The organism is Saprospiraceae bacterium, from assembly GCA_016715965.1.
GTDB lineage: Bacteria > Bacteroidota > Bacteroidia > Chitinophagales > Saprospiraceae > Vicinibacter.
This window is the reverse complement of the sequence record JADJXG010000002.1, coordinates 1-17,210: the sequence shown is the minus strand read 5'-3', so window position 1 is coordinate 17,210 and position 17,210 is coordinate 1. Positions and strand designations below refer to the sequence as shown.

23 protein-coding genes are annotated in these 17,210 nt (G+C 40.4%); 15 read left to right on the top strand and 8 right to left on the bottom strand.

Features of this window, described 5'->3' with window-relative positions; all coding sequences use genetic code 11:
• Positions 1 to 21: 21 nt before the first annotated feature.
• The 8 genes from IPM48_14485 to IPM48_14450 form a co-directional block, all read right to left on the bottom strand.
• Complete coding sequence (locus IPM48_14485; GenBank protein ID MBK9272789.1) at positions 22 to 885, bottom strand: hypothetical protein; 864 nt, start codon at positions 883 to 885, stop codon at positions 22 to 24.
• A 90-nt stretch (positions 886 to 975) separates the two neighbouring features.
• The gene (locus IPM48_14480) at positions 976 to 1,416 is read right to left on the bottom strand and encodes a hypothetical protein (protein MBK9272788.1); all 441 of its coding nucleotides are present in this window, start codon (positions 1,414 to 1,416) and stop codon (positions 976 to 978) included.
• 199 nt (positions 1,417 to 1,615) lie between these two features.
• Positions 1,616 to 2,152 (bottom strand): hypothetical protein, encoded by a 537-nt coding sequence (locus IPM48_14475; GenBank protein MBK9272787.1) that lies wholly within the window; start codon positions 2,150 to 2,152, stop codon positions 1,616 to 1,618.
• Positions 2,153 to 2,239: 87 nt separating this feature from the next.
• Positions 2,240 to 2,479, bottom strand: a complete 240-nt coding sequence (locus IPM48_14470) for a hypothetical protein (protein ID MBK9272786.1) — start codon at positions 2,477 to 2,479, stop codon at positions 2,240 to 2,242.
• Positions 2,476 to 4,245, bottom strand: a complete 1,770-nt coding sequence (locus IPM48_14465; GenBank protein ID MBK9272785.1) for a hypothetical protein — start codon at positions 4,243 to 4,245, stop codon at positions 2,476 to 2,478. Before IPM48_14465 ends, IPM48_14470 begins: the two co-directional genes overlap by 4 nt.
• Positions 4,245 to 5,792, bottom strand: coding sequence for a hypothetical protein (locus IPM48_14460; protein MBK9272784.1), 1,548 nt, complete (start codon positions 5,790 to 5,792; stop codon positions 4,245 to 4,247). Before IPM48_14460 ends, IPM48_14465 begins: the two co-directional genes overlap by 1 nt.
• Positions 5,782 to 6,474 carry a hypothetical protein gene (locus IPM48_14455; GenBank protein ID MBK9272783.1) on the bottom strand — a complete coding sequence of 231 codons (693 nt, stop codon included), beginning with the start codon at positions 6,472 to 6,474 and terminating at the stop codon, positions 5,782 to 5,784. The genes IPM48_14460 and IPM48_14455 overlap by 11 nt, the downstream gene beginning before the upstream one ends.
• A 663-nt stretch (positions 6,475 to 7,137) precedes the next feature.
• Positions 7,138 to 7,320 carry a hypothetical protein gene (locus IPM48_14450; protein MBK9272782.1) on the bottom strand — a complete coding sequence of 61 codons (183 nt, stop codon included), beginning with the start codon at positions 7,318 to 7,320 and terminating at the stop codon, positions 7,138 to 7,140.
• Between the two features lie 458 nt (positions 7,321 to 7,778).
• Between IPM48_14450 and IPM48_14445 the strand changes: the two genes are divergently transcribed.
• The 15 genes from IPM48_14445 to IPM48_14375 all read left to right on the top strand — a co-directional run.
• Positions 7,779 to 8,063 carry a hypothetical protein gene (locus IPM48_14445; protein ID MBK9272781.1) on the top strand — a complete coding sequence of 95 codons (285 nt, stop codon included), beginning with the start codon at positions 7,779 to 7,781 and terminating at the stop codon, positions 8,061 to 8,063.
• A gap of 197 nt (positions 8,064 to 8,260) precedes the next feature.
• The gene (locus IPM48_14440; GenBank protein ID MBK9272780.1) at positions 8,261 to 8,800 is read left to right on the top strand and encodes a hypothetical protein; all 540 of its coding nucleotides are present in this window, start codon (positions 8,261 to 8,263) and stop codon (positions 8,798 to 8,800) included.
• A 4-nt stretch (positions 8,801 to 8,804) separates the two neighbouring features.
• On the top strand, positions 8,805 to 9,128 hold the full coding sequence (locus IPM48_14435; GenBank protein ID MBK9272779.1) for a hypothetical protein: 324 nt from the start codon (positions 8,805 to 8,807) through the stop codon (positions 9,126 to 9,128).
• Between the two features lie 1,148 nt (positions 9,129 to 10,276).
• The gene (locus IPM48_14430; protein ID MBK9272778.1) at positions 10,277 to 11,179 is read left to right on the top strand and encodes a hypothetical protein; all 903 of its coding nucleotides are present in this window, start codon (positions 10,277 to 10,279) and stop codon (positions 11,177 to 11,179) included.
• Positions 11,180 to 11,218: 39 nt separating this feature from the next.
• Positions 11,219 to 11,602, top strand: a complete 384-nt coding sequence (locus IPM48_14425) for a hypothetical protein (protein MBK9272777.1) — start codon at positions 11,219 to 11,221, stop codon at positions 11,600 to 11,602.
• A 1,044-nt stretch (positions 11,603 to 12,646) separates the two neighbouring features.
• On the top strand, positions 12,647 to 13,408 hold the full coding sequence (locus IPM48_14420) for an AAA family ATPase (GenBank protein MBK9272776.1): 762 nt from the start codon (positions 12,647 to 12,649) through the stop codon (positions 13,406 to 13,408).
• Positions 13,405 to 13,614, top strand: coding sequence for a hypothetical protein (locus IPM48_14415; protein MBK9272775.1), 210 nt, complete (start codon positions 13,405 to 13,407; stop codon positions 13,612 to 13,614). The genes IPM48_14420 and IPM48_14415 overlap by 4 nt, the downstream gene beginning before the upstream one ends.
• The gene (locus tag IPM48_14410; GenBank protein MBK9272774.1) at positions 13,614 to 13,880 is read left to right on the top strand and encodes a hypothetical protein; all 267 of its coding nucleotides are present in this window, start codon (positions 13,614 to 13,616) and stop codon (positions 13,878 to 13,880) included. Before IPM48_14415 ends, IPM48_14410 begins: the two co-directional genes overlap by 1 nt.
• A 141-nt stretch (positions 13,881 to 14,021) precedes the next feature.
• On the top strand, positions 14,022 to 14,429 hold the full coding sequence (locus IPM48_14405) for a hypothetical protein (GenBank protein MBK9272773.1): 408 nt from the start codon (positions 14,022 to 14,024) through the stop codon (positions 14,427 to 14,429).
• Entirely contained in the window at positions 14,392 to 14,937 is a 546-nt protein-coding gene (locus tag IPM48_14400) for a hypothetical protein (protein MBK9272772.1), read from the top strand. Before IPM48_14405 ends, IPM48_14400 begins: the two co-directional genes overlap by 38 nt.
• Positions 14,938 to 15,119: 182 nt before the next feature.
• Positions 15,120 to 15,320: a hypothetical protein gene (locus IPM48_14395; protein MBK9272771.1), complete on the top strand. Its 201-nt coding sequence runs from the start codon at positions 15,120 to 15,122 to the stop codon at positions 15,318 to 15,320.
• A gap of 46 nt (positions 15,321 to 15,366) precedes the next feature.
• Entirely contained in the window at positions 15,367 to 15,618 is a 252-nt protein-coding gene (locus IPM48_14390; protein MBK9272770.1) for a hypothetical protein, read from the top strand.
• A complete protein-coding gene (locus IPM48_14385) occupies positions 15,608 to 15,970 on the top strand; it encodes a hypothetical protein (GenBank protein MBK9272769.1) in 363 nt (120 codons plus the stop codon). The genes IPM48_14390 and IPM48_14385 overlap by 11 nt, the downstream gene beginning before the upstream one ends.
• Positions 15,971 to 16,098: 128 nt before the next feature.
• Entirely contained in the window at positions 16,099 to 16,560 is a 462-nt protein-coding gene (locus IPM48_14380) for a hypothetical protein (protein MBK9272768.1), read from the top strand.
• 168 nt (positions 16,561 to 16,728) lie between these two features.
• Positions 16,729 to 17,210 (top strand): hypothetical protein (locus IPM48_14375; protein ID MBK9272767.1); only part of this gene is annotated, 482 nt, incomplete at its 3' end.

Here is a 17,210-nt window from a genome sequence, read left to right as displayed (position 1 = left end):
AGATAGGACTGTGGGTTCATACTACGACGTTGTCGCCGTGTTTGAAGCGTTCACAAGAACCGCCGCCTCGTCACGAATCTCAGCAACTCCATACATGATGTCCGCAACGGTGAGCGTTCCAAGATTGCGAATCGCATTCTCGGTCTGAATCCTCACTTTGCTTCCACCAGGAGTCGTAAGAGCGTAACCAAATGCTTCAGGAAGCGCAAGCAAGTTTCGGTAGGTTCCAAGTGCTGAAACTACATTCGTGGTCGTGTAAACGGGGATACCGTACAAACCACCAACAAGTCCGCGCGAGAAATCCATCGAACCAAAGTTACCTGAGCGAACGATTGATGGGTTAGCACCAATTGAAGACGCATCATAATACTTTGTAATTCCTGCCAACTGCAACCAGAATACGTTCGGGTGAACAATAAATGCCGCTCTGCGAACTGCATCGTGATTTCCGTCTACGAGTCGTGCGATTGCCGTACGAACCTCGAGGTCGGTCAACACGGTTGCCGTGTCTCCAGATGCGGTATTTCCGCTCAAACCAGACCACAATGCAAGGATTGAATCCTCAAGAGCGTCCGCAAGCGAGCCACCCATTTTCTTCGCATACGTTCCAGCGTAATCAAAGGACTTCAAAAGAAGTTGCTTGTGAAAATCGCCGAGAATCGTCGCAATATACTTGTGAGTGTCAAGCGTGAGCGTGACATCTCCCTGAGCTGGTCCCTGAGTCGTGATTTCTGCGCCCTGAGTTGACTGCGTTTCTACCGAGAACGAGTTGGTATACACGTCCAAGATGTGCGCAATATCTCCACCCATAGCGTCGAAATACGGAGTAAGGTTGGTGAAGAAGTTCGCTGCTACAGTAGCCGCAAACATTTCCTCAAGAACCATAGGGGTCCAAATCTCCTTTTCTGTTATTCTCCTGTTACCAGGAGTGTCGGACTATCGCATCACCATATAGGTGTCGGAATATTTAGTCTCTCACGCTGCACCTCTTTTATTTAATTCTTTAATTTCTTCAAAAAGTTTATTTCTTTTTTCATAAACTTCATCTGAAATTATTGTTCCAGCCTTTATTTGTGGATAACGGAATAATACTTCTGCCTGTTTCCTTTTTACCATTAAATATGGATAAATTATTTTAAGAAATTCTATTGCTTGTAGTTTTCTTAATTGCCAACCATAGGAAACCCTGCAATTTGGAGATGTGTTTTTTGTTCTTGTTTCAAATGTGCCACCAAAAGATTTATATAACCAATCTATTATTTCTTTGTTGGTCATAACAACTTTTACACACGGCATATATTTGAACTCCCGTAGGGATTGCCACTTTGCTTTATTTCCCTTAGAGATTCTTAAAAGACCTATATAACCTTCTCCGTCTATTATTCCAGCTACATAAGAAGCTGTTAGTTTGGACATTTTCATATACTATATATTATAGCACATCGGTGTCCAAGTTGTTAAAGAGTGCTTGCGCCTTGTTGACCTTTTGTCTGGACTATTTACAAAAGGCTTTCAAGTCAATTAAATCCGATTTTAAATCAACAAGATTGTTTATTGATTCGAGCATCAAAATCTGTTTTGCTGAACGGGTCAGTTGTTACTGCCATAATTTTCTCTAGATGTTTGAATTACTACCCTTTCCATTTATAAACGCATCGTAATTCATCTTGCGTTCCTCTGGAGTCATTTGTGCCCAAGTTTTACCTTTGACAGTCATTGTTCCATTGGAAGGGTTTGGTGTCGTCTGTTCGACTTTTGCCTTTTGCCTTTCAGCTTCAATGCCAGCTTTGATAAATGGGTCCTCAATTATTTCAGAAATTGGAACATTCATCTTCTTTGCGTACTTGTTAAATGCAAGTATTTCAGCATCAGAATATCCCTTAGTCCTCAAATCAAGTACCGATTCTATACTCACTTCGTTTGAAACTGTATTTTTAGGTTCGGCAACAGGGACAACCTCTTTCTTTTCTTCAACCTTAATATCTGGGTGTGTTTTCTTGTATTCCTCAAAATCCTTAGACACACTCTGATACTTTTCTCGGAAGTGCTTTTTCTGAGCCACTACCGTTTGAAGATTCTTTTTCAAATCTTCGTCATCGATAAGGTTTTCGTCTATGACTACTTCCTTTTCGAGTTCTTTTTCATTTTCCATAGTTTTGTCTATTTTTGATTTTCGACCTTTTGTCAGGGTTTTCTCCCTTAGTCGGTGTTTAATGAGCTTTACCGTCAGCTCAATTTATTACACAAACTGATTTTTTGGTGTGGGCTTTTTCTCTTTCTGTACGAGTTTAATCCTATCTATAATCTCGTTCTTTATCTTCTCTGCGGTGTCTTTCCTCGCTTCAAGATTTTCTTTGGTGAGTTCTTCTGGGTTAAACATATCAATCCTCAAACGCTCTAAATAATCAACGAGTAATTTACCATACTCATTCTTGTTCAGCGCCTTAAAAAGTTTTATATCGTTTTCACTTAGCTTCATACGGTTGTGGTTTGTTTAGACATTGTTGGACTTGCCTGTTGTGTTTGCCTTGCTATTGAGCCGCCTTGTATCATCTGCTCTGGACTTATTGGATTTGCTTCCATTTCATCGTCAAGCATCTCAAGGTCAACTGGTGATACCCCAGCAAGCTCTAACCTCTTGAACAAAATAGTTCTCAATCCTTTATTTTGTGTGAACAACGGATTACTCCCTATGAGTTGCATGGCAACGTCAAGACTCTGTTGCATAGTGGCGACATCCAGCTGCTCACCAGTAAAGTTTATATCAAACCTAAACTTAGTATTTTCGTAATAATCGTCCGGTATGTCGATACCTATCACTTTGTTTGATTTCAGGCTCTTCACAACACCTTCTTCAAGTAATCCAATCTCATCAAGACTAGGTATCCTTCCTTTTTCCACAACATACTTCAGGGCGATACCATCAACAATTTCTCTTGCTTTGAGTTTAATAAACTTTGTTATGCCCGAAGTGTTCGATAATAGCGAAAGCTTATGTCTCTTTTTGGCGTCTTTCTTAAACGAAGGAATTATGTCATTGAGGAAAATGTCTTTCCAGAACAACCCTGCATTTTCTTTCTTTTTGTCAAAGTACGAAACAAGCATTGACGTTTGAAGATTTGCAACACCAAGCGGAGTTCTTGAGGGAAGATTCTCTCCTCGCGAGATGTCCGACGTAAATGTTTTTGTCGTAGTATTTTCTTTCCACCTATTTCGCGTGTTGTTGTACGCAGACAAGTCGGCGTTGTCTTTTGGAAGTGAGGCAATTTCCGTGCCGGTAAGAAGGATATTCCCGTTATCAACGCCATCAAAAACATTCCTACCACCGATATTCTCGTCTCTTGTGTACCACACTTGAAGTGCCTTGAAGAACAACGCCTTTCTCTCCAGGTTTTCCGCTTCATTTTCGGCAATTTGGTTATCGAATAGGTATTCAACGAAACCAAGACCGAGTCTGCGTCCGGGAACCTCTTCCCATTTCAATTCACGATACGGGAGTTCATTCAGCTCGTCTTCGTGGAGCGTAAGCGATGGATTCCAATCGTTCTCCGTATTTATGAGTGCTTCCGTTCCCCTTACGAGTCTGTCTCCTTTCTTATAGTCCCACACGCCTGCCTTAAATGACCTCTTCCACTTTTTCCCCCCATCCAAGTTGTAATCGTAACACTCATAGATAAGATATTTTGATTTCTTGTCAGAGAGAAGTTCATCTACTGCATCTTTGTTATTCCACTTCATCTCTATGATTTCTCGGGGAGTCATCAACAACGCCTCATAAAACCATGTGTCTGTTTTGAAAGACTGAGAGGACGGGTCAAACCTGCAATTTGCTATATTTACTTTCTTCCAGCCATCTTTGGTTTTCTTTACGATTACGTGTCCGTACTTCGGATAGTCTTCGTTTACTTCATTAAAAAGAACACCGAAATTATTTTCCTTCAACCATTGTTTGAGGTCGTGTTGCATTAGCCAGACCTCCCAATGATTTTCTGGTATAGTGGGATAAAGCACAACGTCCTTCGTGTCTATATCGGTGAACTTGCTCGCCACGTCACACGCCGGTTTTACGATGTTGAAAAAGAACTTTTTATTTTCCCTATCGTCAAACTCCCCACTCTCAAACTTCCCGTTATAATACAAGTCTATTCTGCGAAGCGTGCCGACATGATTGAACGAATATCCGCCAGGCATCTCTACATCCCCGTAGAATGTCCCTATATTGTTTCTGATATATTTATCTTCCATTAAATGAATTGATACGGTTTTTTATTTTGAACTCTTTTTTCTTCTAATAGTCTTGAGAGTGTGTTTTCCTCTTTCGTCTTTGGTCTGACATTGAAATAGGCGAGCATGAGAGCCATTACATTATCATCGTGATACCCTCGTTGCGCTCCAGCCCCCTTCTTCTGCGCTTCGTCGGAATACACAAAGACTTTCATTTCCTCATGCGTATTTCTATCCCTAATTATAACATATTTTTTTGACAGTAATGCGTTAAAGTTTTCTATAAGGAGTGCCTTTGAAGCAAAGTTTGTCTGAAAACCCAACTTTTTCAGATTCTTCTGTTCTCTATAATTAAATACCTCCCTCTCGTAGATGTTGTCGTATTGTTTTTTTATGCCCTCTATAACGGCAGTTCCGGAGGCATTCGTCTCTATTACAAGCATCGGCTTTCTTTTTAACGAGTACATCATCGCCAACTGCATTATTTTCTCTATTTGTACATTTACGGGAACAAACTGGTTAAAACACGCAACCTGCTCGCCGGTATCCTTGTTTATCACCTGAATGGAACACGGGTCGGTAGAACCTTCCGAACTGTCAACCCCAATTTGATACTCATGGTTATATTCCGGCTCGCTGAATATCTTTATCCCGTCAAACTCGCGTATCGGATTTTTGATATAGAACGCCTGATGTTTTATGTAATCCTCCGAAAACACGCCCCCCTCGACAAGAGAATCTGGCGACCAGTCACCATACACAAACTTTTTTACATACCTTTCCGGCTTTGCGAGTTCCGACTGAATGAACTGTTCGGAAAGATTGCCCCTGTTGTCCAACATGGAGGTTTCCACCAAGTGCGTCATCGGACGCGGATGAACCTTGAAATAGTCATACCCCCAGAAGTTTGCCGGGTTTGTGGTCATATTGAACTGGTTAAACGTATAAAGCCCGCACGTTGCACACTTTTCGTATATCGGAAGTCTATTCTCATCTCTCATTACAAATACCTCTCCTTTCTTTTCGTCGGTACCGTGCTTACATTGTCTCCTACGTACACGTGAGTTCAATGCTTCAAATACGCTCTCGTCTATTTCTTCCAGCTGGTCTATGAATACAAAACCGAAGTTGTGCGATTTAATCGTCTGAATCGCCTTTTTCAAGTCTTCACCGCCAGACGCAAGAGAATCAAGACCAAAGAATATTGCCTCAGTTCCATTCTTAAATATGATTTTTCCTTCACCAATCTTGTGTTCATATATTCCAGGAGGACAGACATCGACGAAATCCTTCATAAAAGTCTCGGAAGCATTTCCCTTTGTCTTTCTGCCAATCATAATCCTTGTTCCGGGAAACCATTGGGAAATCAAAATGAACTTTATAATAAACGCGAGCGTTTTTCCGCTTGCCATTCCCCCCGAAACGAGCGAAAACCTGTTTTTGTCGTTCAGAAACTCAATCTGCTTTTCGTTTAACCTTATCCCCTGAAACTCTTCAACGAGAATCTTTCCGTCAAGCCAATCCTTCCCCATCTTTACCATTCGTGGGTCAATAATTTTATCCTCCATACTCATTGTTTCTTTCCTTTAGCGTATTCGTGAGCCAGTCGTCAAACAAAAACGTATTATTTATCACACAATGTCCTCCTATCTTTCCTTCCATATACTCTAGCACGGGTCTCCTCACATTCGGCTTCCCTAGAAGCATGTACCCCTCATTATATTCCTCGTTGGGAACCGTATAAACATCATTGAAATCAAGACCATATTCATCACAAATCCTCTTAACTTCCTTCATAAATAAAATATTCCATCCATAATAGGTAGTATCGAGTATTTTCATCATTTCAGTGGTTTCTGGATTCTCATGTACCCTTGTTTCAACTCCAACATCCTCAAATATCTTTGATGCCTCATTCGCCATTTCTCCTCCAAAATGCTTCACAAACGTCATAATCCCTTCAGCAAGATTGGGGTGTACTCCCCTTACTGGTGAATGTACGCAAAACTCTCCAATTTGACCCGTAGTGCCGACTTTCACCGTAGAATGGATAATTACCAGCCTTGCCCCGAATCTCTTCTTATAACTCAATACAGAGCCAACGAACGAATCTGAATACGGAAACGCAACATGAAGCACGTCAAACTTCCCCCTTATGCCCTCCGTATCGCAAATCTTCGGTTCATACCTCTCAAGAACCTTAAACAATGCCTTCCCTATTTCTCCGTTTCCTATAATAAGATGTTTCATTTATTCATATTTTAATGTAACCTTTTCTTTTTTTTTCATTTATGTGGTGGGGACAATATCTAGTACCATCTTCACATCCTCGTTGGTGGCTCCCCCTCCCCCCGTCTGCCCGATTCGTTCATTCAGTATTTTCCTCGCCATTCCTTTCAGTCTTTACCATATAAGGGTATGTAGTAGGTGGGTTTTAGTGGTGTGTGGGTACGATACGGGTTATCTTGCGTATGATTTTCTCCTTCTCCAATGCTTGAATCGGCACACATTAGAGCAATACTCACGTCTGTATGTACTATTAGTGGGTAATTCTCTACCGCAATATCCGCATTTTATGGTGATTTTTTCTAACTTTTTGGTCATTTATTACTTTATGTATACGCAACGGGGCTTTTTGCCTAAAAATATCGCTCAAAATTGACCTATACGGCGTTTACTTCCTCTACCGATACATCTATAGGGGTGGGTTTTTCAGGTTTTTCTATACTCAACTCCTTTACTACTATATTAAAAGTGGGCGCATTTTGCGAGGTATTTTCACGTAATTTCAGTAATTCACTAGCAATACTAATGGCTTGATTGCTTCCTGGGATACTTTTCTTTGTTCTATATTCCTCTTTAATATCTTTGATATGAGTGTTTTTGATACGCCATGCTCATATAATATTTCCTCTATATTCCTTTGTACTTCTCGTTGTATAGTGTGCGGTGTGCCTTTACTCTTAGATAAGATTTGGAGTGGGTTTTACCCGCTTCTGCTTCTACTGCTTCAATGGCTTTTATGGATGACATTCCATTTTTTACATACTCCTCAGCGAATTTTCTTGCCCTATGTGGGGCGATTTTTCTGCTCATGTTTGTTATCCCTATTATACCATGAAATTATCGTTATTGTGGGCGTATCTTGGACACAAAAGTTATCCACAGGTGGGGTCTTGAAATCGTATGGAAATGTGATTTACTAAAAATGTACCTTTCAATTTGTTTCTTGTATATTCCCTCTTGTGTGTGTGCGTCTGCTTGAAATCCGATATGGTTCAAGCGGTGATGCCGTTGTGGCGTAAAATATGTACACAATAAAACACGGAGGGAGTATCTAGGAAGCAAAAAGGTCGAGAAAATAAATAAAAAGATGAAAGATTATACAAAAAGCGGGAATATAAGTAGTATGGACTTTAAGCCCTACAAGCCAGAGAAAAAGGAATTAGGCCGTACTATGGAAGCGTTATGCTCCATGGTGGCGGTGTCGTTGATATTCGGGTGGGTGATATTCACGTTGTGTGTTTTGTAAAGGTCGTTTAATCATTTAAGATATGAAACAATTAAAAGGAGAAAAATATATATATGCACTGATGGCAATAGAATTGTGCGAAATCGAAAAGAAAAAAGGAAATTCGTTGTGTGTTGTTGGAAACGATAACCGTATGGTTGGTGGTTATAACTTCGAGCGTAAATTTTCTATTGGAGAACATGAGGGTCAAAAATATCTAAGGGAAATAAAATCATCACCGCACTGTGCTGATTATGAAAGATTTTTCGATTATAACGTGTATGATAGCAATATAGCAATTCACGAGCCGACAAATTGGAAACATTAAAAAAACGGTTGCGATGATTTATCCTATGCAGAAAAAGCAGATTTATGCGGAAGATTTACAGAAATGCTTGATAATATTTAGCCATTCCCTCCGCACCTTTGCCGAGTAGCGCAAGGGTTCGGAGATGAGCGGCTAACGCTCACGGGTATCGAAACCCGAAACGCCTGCAATCCCTGCATGCGGGTACATTAAAAATTATGGAAAAAATCCTATATATTGGAGATGTAAATCTCGGATATAAAAAGGCGAATAGTAAAATATTCTGCAAAGTAAAAATCGAGGAACCAGAGTATACATATAGAGGAATTGGCGGATGGAATAAAAAAGAAACAAAACCCGCCACCCTTTCTATAAGTGGTGTTATTGGTCCAAGAAAAAGCGGAAATGCTGATGGCTCATGCGGTCAAATAGACATGGACTTCTGGCATCGTGATGGAAAATATAGGGATGACAAACTCATAAAACCCAAAGACATAAAATTTTCTGAGGGGTGGGACGCAATCAAGTGGCTTGATTTTTTAGATGTGTGGGAAAATTGGCATCTCAATGACCTTACAGCAGGATGCGAACATCAAATTGCGTTAGGATGGGATTCGTACGATGAGCACCCATCAGAACCTTGCCCAACGTGTGGGTATAAATACGGAACGGCATGGAAGACAAGAAGAATACCCGATAGAGTTATAAATTTCCTCGAAGCGTTGCCAGAGTCGAAAATAAAACCTACGTGGGTATAATAGTATGAAACTCTACGCAACAACGACATCAGAAAGAGCAAGCAAGGGACAGGGGGGGAATGAAAGACTTCTCATTGAAATACTGGTATATGATAGGTGTAATCCATTGTATACAATCGAAGTTACTCCAGAAAAGTTGATTTTTAGGGAGCGAGGTTATAGCGAGCCGTTGCTTGAAAGAAATCACAAGGACATAAAGAAACAGGAAGAATTAAAAGGCAAAAGGCAAAAAGGGGAACACGTATGCGAGGTGTTAGGGTGTAAAAATATAACAGAAACACCATACGCATACTGTACTGAGCATATTTATAAAATGCTCGGAAAATAAAACCCAAAAAGCGAAAAGCCGTACATCAGGGAGTACGGTTTTTTTGTTACACCATGGATAAAATAACATTACAAAAGATGCTGATAGGAGTGGGATTTACGCCAGACGAAGCGGAAAATATGGTTCAGTTCGGGTTCCGATTGGCATTGTCAACATATCATCGGGCAGTAAAACACGATAAAAAGTACCACACAGAGGCGAGGAACGGCAAAATCAGACATCGGACGGGGCACGCAGAACGGAAGTTCGACTTGTGGATAACCTCTCTTGCAATTATCATAGAAGTATGCTTATATGAGTATATACATACGAAATAACAATCTACTCATTATAAAAAGACCACCAGAAATGGCGGTTTTTTTATATATCTCCAAACAAACACTCCTCACATATTCCGGTATTCTTATATTCTTTTCCGTGTTTTTTCCCACATTTCCCACACTCCCTATCATTCAACAACCTATCACACCTAATACACCTTCTCCCTTTCTCGGTATAATATCTTTTTTCTTCTTCTCTATCGAATACTTCCATGAATGGATTATACCATAGAATAAAAAAATCTCTCTTTGCCAGTAATCACACATATCCTCGTCTTTTCTGTCTATTACTTATGGATTATACCATAGAATAAAAAGCAACCACCTCAATGTCTCGCAACAATTTCTTTCACTTGTCCAGTAATTTCGGATAATGCAAGAGTTCCAAAGCCAGTCTGGCAATGCTTTCCTCTTGTGTATTTATCTGTTGTATCTCAGTACACAATTATTCCTTCGCTGATTTGGGCACAACTCCATAGTTTCCCCCAATCGTCTCGCTATACACGTTAGGAACTTTCGGATTACCGTGTACGGCTTTTGCTGTTTCGGCATAAAGCAGTCATTCCGTATATCCCGTGATTTAATGGCTTCCAGTGTGGGGCTCACGAGTCCGCCTACCTATCCACACCAGTAAAAATACAACCCACTCACCGTTGAGAATGAGTGGGTGTTCAGCTGACTAGATTAGTTTACACCCGTTCTTGCTCAACGTCAAGAGATGTATCCATTATAGCACACTTTCAGAAGAGCGCAAGTCTTTCGGAAAACCCACCACTTATCCACACCCACCCTATTGTAAAAGACACTAAAATATGCTTATATTGAATTATGAAAAAAACAATGAAAGGGTTCAAGGCATTTGATAAAGATTTCAAGTGTAATGGGTTCCAGTATAAAGAAGGAGAGACATACGAACACAAAGGTAAGGTTGAATTATGTAAGAGTGGATTTCATTTCTGTGAAAACCCGCTCGATGTGCTGAACTACTATAATTTAACGGATTGTAATTTCGCTGAAGTCGAGGCAAAAGATATAAGTGAGGAGAAGAGCGATGACAGTAAGAGAGTGTGTAATAAAATCACGATAAAGTCTAAACTCGACTTGAAAAGTTTTGTAAATGCGTCAGTTAATTTTTTGCTTGATATTTGCAAGACAAAAAATAAAGAGGATGATTCAAATATAGACAATAGATACTCCGCTAAGCTCGCTTCATCAGGAGACTACGCTAAGCTCGCTTCATCAGGAGTCTACGCTCAGCTCGCTTCATCAGGATACTCCGCTAAGCTCGCTTCATCAGGAGACTCCGCTAAGCTCGCTTCATCAGGAGTCTACGCTCAGCTCGCTTCATCAGGAGACTACGCTCAGCTCGCTTCATCAGGAGACTCCGCTAAGCTCGCTTCATCAGGATACTCCGCTAAGCTCGCTTCATCAGGAGACTACGCTAAGCTCGCTTCATCAGGAGTCTACGCTCAGCTCGCTTCATCAGGAGACTCCGCTAAGCTCGCTTCATCAGGAGACTACGCTCAGCTCGAAAGCGGTGGTAAGGATAGTGTTGTTGTGGGTATTGGTTATAGGAACATCGCAAAAGGCAAAGTTGGAAGTTGGATTGTCCTCGCTGAATGGGAAAATGATAAGCCTATATGTGTACGCGCTGAAAAGATAGATGGAAAGAAAATAAAAGAGGATGTATTCTATGAATTAAGGGGTGGTAAGTTTGTTGAGTGTAAATAAGAACACAAAAAAAAGTTAGTCGAAGAATCGTTTTAAATTATGGATAAACTTTATAAAATACTCGTAGATGGAAGGTCCTGTCATGGTGGGGATTTGAAGTGGTCGTTACCAACCAAGAAAGGCAATAAATGGATTCCTGGAGAATGGCACGAGGTAAAGGGAGATTTGAAGATTTGCGAACGCGGACTTCATCTCACGAAGAAACCTTTTATGTGGTACAGGTTGGGATGCACAAACTACGAAGCAGAGGTAGAGGATATAATTTCGTGGTATGGTGATAAGTGTGTGGTAAGGAGAGCAAGACTCTTGAAGGAGGTTCCGCATCCTAAATGGTGGAACGATGTTGAGGGATGGATTGAAACGCTTAAATCAATAGCATGGTTGAAACCAGACGGAAAGCCAAAAAAAGTGGAAATTATTTGAGACTCGGTCTGCCGCTGAGGATGCCGCTCGGGATGACGCTTTGAATGCCGCTGGGGCTGCCGCTTTGGATGCCGCTAGGGATGCCGCTGGGGCTGCCGCTAGGGACGCCGCTAGGGATGCCGCTGGGGCTGCCGCTAGGGACGCCGCTAGGGACGCCGCTTGGGCTGCCGTTAGGGACGCCACTAGGGACGCCGCTTGGGCTGCCGCTAGGGCTGCCGCTTGGGCTGCCGCTTGGGCTGCCGCTTGGGCTGCCGCTGGGGATGCCGCTCTATATTCAAGAGCACTCGTATCTAACTGGAATTTTGAGTCGAAACATAGAATACACATAAAGAAAGAATGGAAGTGTGGCAAAAGGATACGGATTGCTTGGCGATGTCGATGGAGTCTTGTATGTTTACGAAAAAATATGACACTAGAATACGAACACTGCGAAACACAAGAAGAAGTGCGGAAACACATTCAAGACTGCGAAGGACGGCATACCCAACAGGCGATTTACTCCACGTTTCACGACGCACTCACGCAGATATGCTATGGATGTAAAAAGGTACGAAGTACGATAAAAATACATGGATAAACTGATATACAACGAAGAGGATTTTAGGTGGTTTCCTCCAGATATTCGGTGTGATTTCTACCCAGAAAAGTCTAACAAGCACAAACTGTACCATCTCACGCGAGACGAAACGAAAACAAGCACCGAAAATTGCTACCAATGTGCGATGTGTAAGAGGAAGTTTATACTAGAACTAAAAACTAAATGAATGGAAATATTGAAAAGATAGATGGACTGTGCGCTTTTTGTAGAAAACCATTTTCACACACAGAAAGAGAACACGAAAATCTTGGAAATTGTTGTTCGGATTGTGATAGAAAGTTCAGTAAGGCGTCAAAGGCGAGAAAAAAGTTTCCTTTTATGCACATTGAATACCGGCAGAGGACAAAGAGGGCTGAATAGATTCTTTGCAATGCCCCCAACGTATACTTCGAGAGTAATACGCGCTAATGTGTTGGGGGTATGAGTAAGAACCGATTTACAAAAATATGAAAATAATAACATCACACGAACTCAACGAGGAAATAAAGAAACTCCCTCCGAGAGAGAAGATGCACTTCCAGAACTTCCCCAAACTTGACGACATTTTTGGTGGTTTCTACGGAGGTGAGATTTATACGCTCGGTGCATTTCCCGGAGCAGGAAAAACCACGTTCCTCATATCACTTACAAAAGACCTCGCGCAAACCTACCCCTGTATGTGGTTTTCGTGCGAAATGGAACCACAATCGTTCATGGAAATGTTTGGTGACGATGTTCCACTCTTCCATCTTCCAAAAAGTATCCCAACGAGAGCAAAGTCTGGAGAGCGAATGATGTGGCTTGAAAGTATGATAATGAAAGCGAAGAAAGAATATGGAACTAGGATTGTGATGCTTGACCACCTCCAATATCTCACGAATGTGGCGGTATCAAGTCAGGTTCAAGTTGTTGATTATGTTATGCGTTATCTGAAAGAAATGGCAATACGCCAAAATATAACACTGTTTCTCATTACCCACCTCAAAAAAGAAACACAAGACATTACACGACCATCACTTGACAATCTACGGGGTTCACAAATGATAGCGGGAGAAAGTTTTGGAGTTATGTTTATTGTGCGACTTAAAGAAAAAGAACAAGACGAAGATGGAGAACACAAATGGAGTAACAGAAGCAAGATATACATTGACAAAAACAGACGCGGTGGTAAGTTGGGATATGTAAAGGTCGAATACGATTACAACAATAAAACATTTATAGAATTATGAAAAATCAAAAAGTTGGTGTGTTGTGGGAGAAGAAAAGCCCCAAAGGAGAAGTATATTTTTCTGGTGAGATTATCGTGAATGGAAGACCAGTAAAGATTGTGGTGTTCAAAAATGGACACAAAGAAACGGAAAAACACCCCGACTACCGAATACTTTTGTCGAACGAGAGGAAAGAGGGAATTGTAACCGAAGATTATCAAGAATAATGACAAAAAAAGAATACATACAAGCGATTATAGACGGCGTAAAAGAGATTTGGGAGGTAGAAGAACTTGCCGATAGCCCGCGTTCGCGTTATATTTGGGCGGCAAAACTTATGGATATGTATTCTGATGAGGACATTATTGGTGGTGCGGAATGGATTATGAAGTGGAAAAAACCACGCACTATAGCGGAACTATATTTTGCGATGCCAAGATTTATTGCAGAAAAAGAGGCGGAAGAAAAGAAGAAACGATGGCAATTTGTATGATTTGCAGATGGTGTAAAAAAGAATTTGGAGATAGGAGAACGAAACACGGAGACGTTTCTGTGTTGTGTGAAGAATGCTCATACAAGAGTGCGGAAGAAAGAATGCGGTTGAGAAAAATAGACAAAGAGGATAGAAAAAAATATGGGATACAATAACGACAAGGGAGGAGCCGGGGAGCGGGAGTTCGCAGATTATCTTTCAAAAATAACGGGATTGAACTATGTTCGCATTGGAGGTGCTGAAGCGGGAAAAAAGATACTGTTCGGCGATGTAGTGCGGAGAGGAGGTGGAGAGTGTTTCCTTGATAATTATTTTCTGGAATCAAAAAAGATGGCTCACCCAAACGTGATAAACATAGTTGAGGAACACGATGAGAAAGGAAAACAATATGGGAAGTGGGGAAGTATTTGCTATATTGTTCGTCAAGAAAGGGGAGAGAAAAGGTCGGGTGCTGTGGTTGCGATGTCTCCAGAGACATTCGCACGAATAGCACGGGAATTGCATGGATACAATGAAAAAGAACGAACTGATAAAGAATCTGGCGAATAGGGTATTTGATGAACCAAGAACGCGAGAGCGTGGGCATTATTGGGCTTCTGATGTGAAGTCAATTCTTGGTGGGTGGCTGACACCAGAGAATTTCTTTGAGAAATCAGAGATGAATTTACAGAGTTGCAGAAATGTATTGACGGGAATCGCACTCGAAGAACTCTATAAAAAAACACTTGAATACAGTAAAATACCCCACGAGTGGAACAAGAAATACGAATTACAGATTGAAGATTTTGTATTAGTGGTAAAACCAGACTTTGTTTTTAAGAATAGAGTAGAAGAATGTAAATATATAGTGAGTGGGGATTATACGAAATATGAATATCAGTTGGAGTGCGAGCACCGAGCCACCAAACTACCTGTTTTCTACACTATTTTTGAAACACCATTCGATTGGAAACACATTCCATTTGAACCAAGTGAGGAGCGGTGGGATTTGATAGTAAAAACATTGTCAGATTTCCACTCAAAGTTATCCACAGTTTCCTCTTGTAATCCGCATTAAAATATGCTTATATTGAAGTGTGGCGTGTAACGATAGCGAGTAAGGAACAAACGAGCTACCAGACACACTTAATTGCCCACTGGAACGAAAGCAAACCACTAACCAAAACACTATGGAACAAAATGACGAAATCTTAGTAAGAGAAGGAAACCCAGTCGAAGAAAATGATGGCGCAAACGGATATGACTAAAGTATGGGGTGAGGAAATGACGGATAAAGAAATTGAGGAAATGTCTCTTGCTCTTGGTAATTGTGAGGTGTGCGGTGGTCGTTGGGGAAATTTGTATTCCAGCGTATGTGAAGCGCGGGAACATAATAGACGAAGAGTGTATGCCTTGTCGGTGGTGCCAAAAAACACAAAAATCACTAAACATAAAAAATAAGATAAAAAGGTTAGCCAAAACCCTTAATAAGAAACAATGAAACAATATGGAACAACAAAAAAGATTTTTTGAAAAGGAAAGTGGTGCGAAGAAAGGTCTTGAAATGAAAATGAGCGGACAAGCGAAGGGTGCTTGTTTCAATAAGGCGGTAGATACAGCGATTGCGATTTATGCAAAAACTGCAATTTCAGACGAACAATTTATAGAAAAGGTAATATGGTTTTTTGAGGCATATAAACCAATAAACATGGAAGAAAAGGTCGTAGATAATGAAGTTAAATTAGATTATGGTAATTAAAGGGGTAGTAGAAAATGTGAAGGTGTTAAAAGAAAACACGGGAAAGAATAAAGATGGGAAGTTTTTGGAAGTAACGATAGATGGAAAGAAATACCTCTCGTTTGACAAAGGATTTGTAGATGCGGTTGGTCTTGAAGGAGAGTTTCCTACAAAAACGAGCGAGTATGGCGGGAAAACAAATACTTATGTATCGCTTCCAAAGCCAACGCACACTGCCGGAGAAACAAACAGGAACTTTTCAAAGGAGTTTAATGAGACAATACAGATGGCAAAAGAGTCGGCACTGGGATTAGTAAGATTGATAGACGCAGCATATACAATTTATGACGTTGAACATTCTGAAAAACAATAATTTTGAGTTGCATGAATTTTGTTGTAATCGTTGTAACCGCTGGTTTTTGTCAAAGTATTTTAATGGAGTGTTAGGATGTCCTTTCTGCCTTATGCCGGTCGAACTAAACGGAAGTTTTTTAATCAACGATGTCAATACAACAGAGATACAATAAAGCAAAAACACTACTTCACGAATTAAAGGAACTTCAAGAAATAAAAAATCGTGTTTATTTTGTCGAGGGAAGAATATTAAATGAACTGTTTTCAAACGCACTCTACAAAGAATTGTTTGGTGGGGAAAAATACGAAGCAATAAAACCAAGTTGGAAACGATTTACCGAAGAGATTACTGGTATGCCAACATCAACCGCAGACCAAAAAAGGAAGAATTATCAGAAATGGGTAGTTGAGCTTGGATTTTCAGAGAATGACCTGAAAGGAGTTACATTTACAAAACTATATTTGATGATTCCTTACGCAACCGATATTGATACCGCAAATGAATTACTTACTTATGTGCGACAAACAGATTCTGGAGACGATAAACAAGACGTTCAAACATTCGCAAAGTTTTTGAATGAGAACTACGAAAAATCACCCAGTGAATAGGTGATATTACGAGTATTTTCAAGCCGAAACTGGAAAATCTTATTAAAATGTGCGGCAACATAGTACGTCCTATATAGGAACAATGCACAAATGTTTAAATACCGCACATATATTATACTACAAAAAATGTTATAATTATGAAAGCAACTAAAACAAGGAGACAAAAAAATGAAAAAGATAGTATTGACTCGCGAGATGAAGATAAAATACATATTATCTCATCCAGAACTTTCCTACGAAGAACTAGGAAAAGAATTGGGAATGAAGCCCGAATCCGTAAGAGGATTCTGTAAGCGTAATAAACTCCCAAACAAGAGAATCAACTCACAATCAACAAGAACTGGAGAACGATTACCAGATATGGTGAAGCGTGTTCTTGAAAAAGAAAAGAAAACGGTGGTAGAGCTTGCAGATGTTTTTGACGTTTCCCCAAAGAAGATTATTGATGCGATTTCAGAACTCAAGGCAATGAATCTTATCGTTGATGAGGTTGGAGACTCAATTAAACTCGCTCGTGAAATTCAACCAAACGAAGAACCACTCGTGATTGATTTCAAGAAGTATAGAGAGATTGAATATCCAATAGGATTCGTAACCGATAATCACATTGGTTCAAAGTACGAGCGTCTTGATGTGTTAAACGCACTATA

What these genes read in the sequence shown, in the direction of transcription:
- IPM48_14470 (MBK9272786.1), bottom strand. Translation starts at nt 2,479, where the DNA reads ATGAAGCTAAGTGAAAACGATATAAAACTTTTTAAGGCGCTGAACAAG.
- IPM48_14445 (MBK9272781.1), top strand. Translation starts at nt 7,779, where the DNA reads ATGAAACAATTAAAAGGAGAAAAATATATATATGCACTGATGGCAATA.
- IPM48_14405 (MBK9272773.1), top strand. Translation starts at nt 14,022, where the DNA reads ATGGGATACAATAACGACAAGGGAGGAGCCGGGGAGCGGGAGTTCGCA.
- IPM48_14460 (MBK9272784.1), bottom strand. Translation starts at nt 5,792, where the DNA reads ATGGAGGATAAAATTATTGACCCACGAATGGTAAAGATGGGGAAGGAT.
- IPM48_14400 (MBK9272772.1), top strand. Translation starts at nt 14,392, where the DNA reads ATGAAAAAGAACGAACTGATAAAGAATCTGGCGAATAGGGTATTTGAT.
- IPM48_14475 (MBK9272787.1), bottom strand. Translation starts at nt 2,152, where the DNA reads ATGGAAAATGAAAAAGAACTCGAAAAGGAAGTAGTCATAGACGAAAAC.
- IPM48_14420 (MBK9272776.1), top strand. Translation starts at nt 12,647, where the DNA reads ATGAAAATAATAACATCACACGAACTCAACGAGGAAATAAAGAAACTC.
- IPM48_14435 (MBK9272779.1), top strand. Translation starts at nt 8,805, where the DNA reads ATGAAACTCTACGCAACAACGACATCAGAAAGAGCAAGCAAGGGACAG.
- IPM48_14440 (MBK9272780.1), top strand. Translation starts at nt 8,261, where the DNA reads ATGGAAAAAATCCTATATATTGGAGATGTAAATCTCGGATATAAAAAG.
- IPM48_14380 (MBK9272768.1), top strand. Translation starts at nt 16,099, where the DNA reads ATGTCAATACAACAGAGATACAATAAAGCAAAAACACTACTTCACGAA.
- IPM48_14390 (MBK9272770.1), top strand. Translation starts at nt 15,367, where the DNA reads ATGGAACAACAAAAAAGATTTTTTGAAAAGGAAAGTGGTGCGAAGAAA.
- IPM48_14395 (MBK9272771.1), top strand. Translation starts at nt 15,120, where the DNA reads ATGACTAAAGTATGGGGTGAGGAAATGACGGATAAAGAAATTGAGGAA.
- IPM48_14485 (MBK9272789.1), bottom strand. Translation starts at nt 885, where the DNA reads ATGGTTCTTGAGGAAATGTTTGCGGCTACTGTAGCAGCGAACTTCTTC.
- IPM48_14455 (MBK9272783.1), bottom strand. Translation starts at nt 6,474, where the DNA reads ATGAAACATCTTATTATAGGAAACGGAGAAATAGGGAAGGCATTGTTT.
- IPM48_14465 (MBK9272785.1), bottom strand. Translation starts at nt 4,245, where the DNA reads ATGGAAGATAAATATATCAGAAACAATATAGGGACATTCTACGGGGAT.
- IPM48_14450 (MBK9272782.1), bottom strand. Translation starts at nt 7,320, where the DNA reads ATGAGCAGAAAAATCGCCCCACATAGGGCAAGAAAATTCGCTGAGGAG.
- IPM48_14410 (MBK9272774.1), top strand. Translation starts at nt 13,614, where the DNA reads ATGACAAAAAAAGAATACATACAAGCGATTATAGACGGCGTAAAAGAG.
- IPM48_14480 (MBK9272788.1), bottom strand. Translation starts at nt 1,416, where the DNA reads ATGTCCAAACTAACAGCTTCTTATGTAGCTGGAATAATAGACGGAGAA.
- IPM48_14385 (MBK9272769.1), top strand. Translation starts at nt 15,608, where the DNA reads ATGGTAATTAAAGGGGTAGTAGAAAATGTGAAGGTGTTAAAAGAAAAC.
- IPM48_14430 (MBK9272778.1), top strand. Translation starts at nt 10,277, where the DNA reads ATGAAAAAAACAATGAAAGGGTTCAAGGCATTTGATAAAGATTTCAAG.
- IPM48_14425 (MBK9272777.1), top strand. Translation starts at nt 11,219, where the DNA reads ATGGATAAACTTTATAAAATACTCGTAGATGGAAGGTCCTGTCATGGT.
- IPM48_14415 (MBK9272775.1), top strand. Translation starts at nt 13,405, where the DNA reads ATGAAAAATCAAAAAGTTGGTGTGTTGTGGGAGAAGAAAAGCCCCAAA.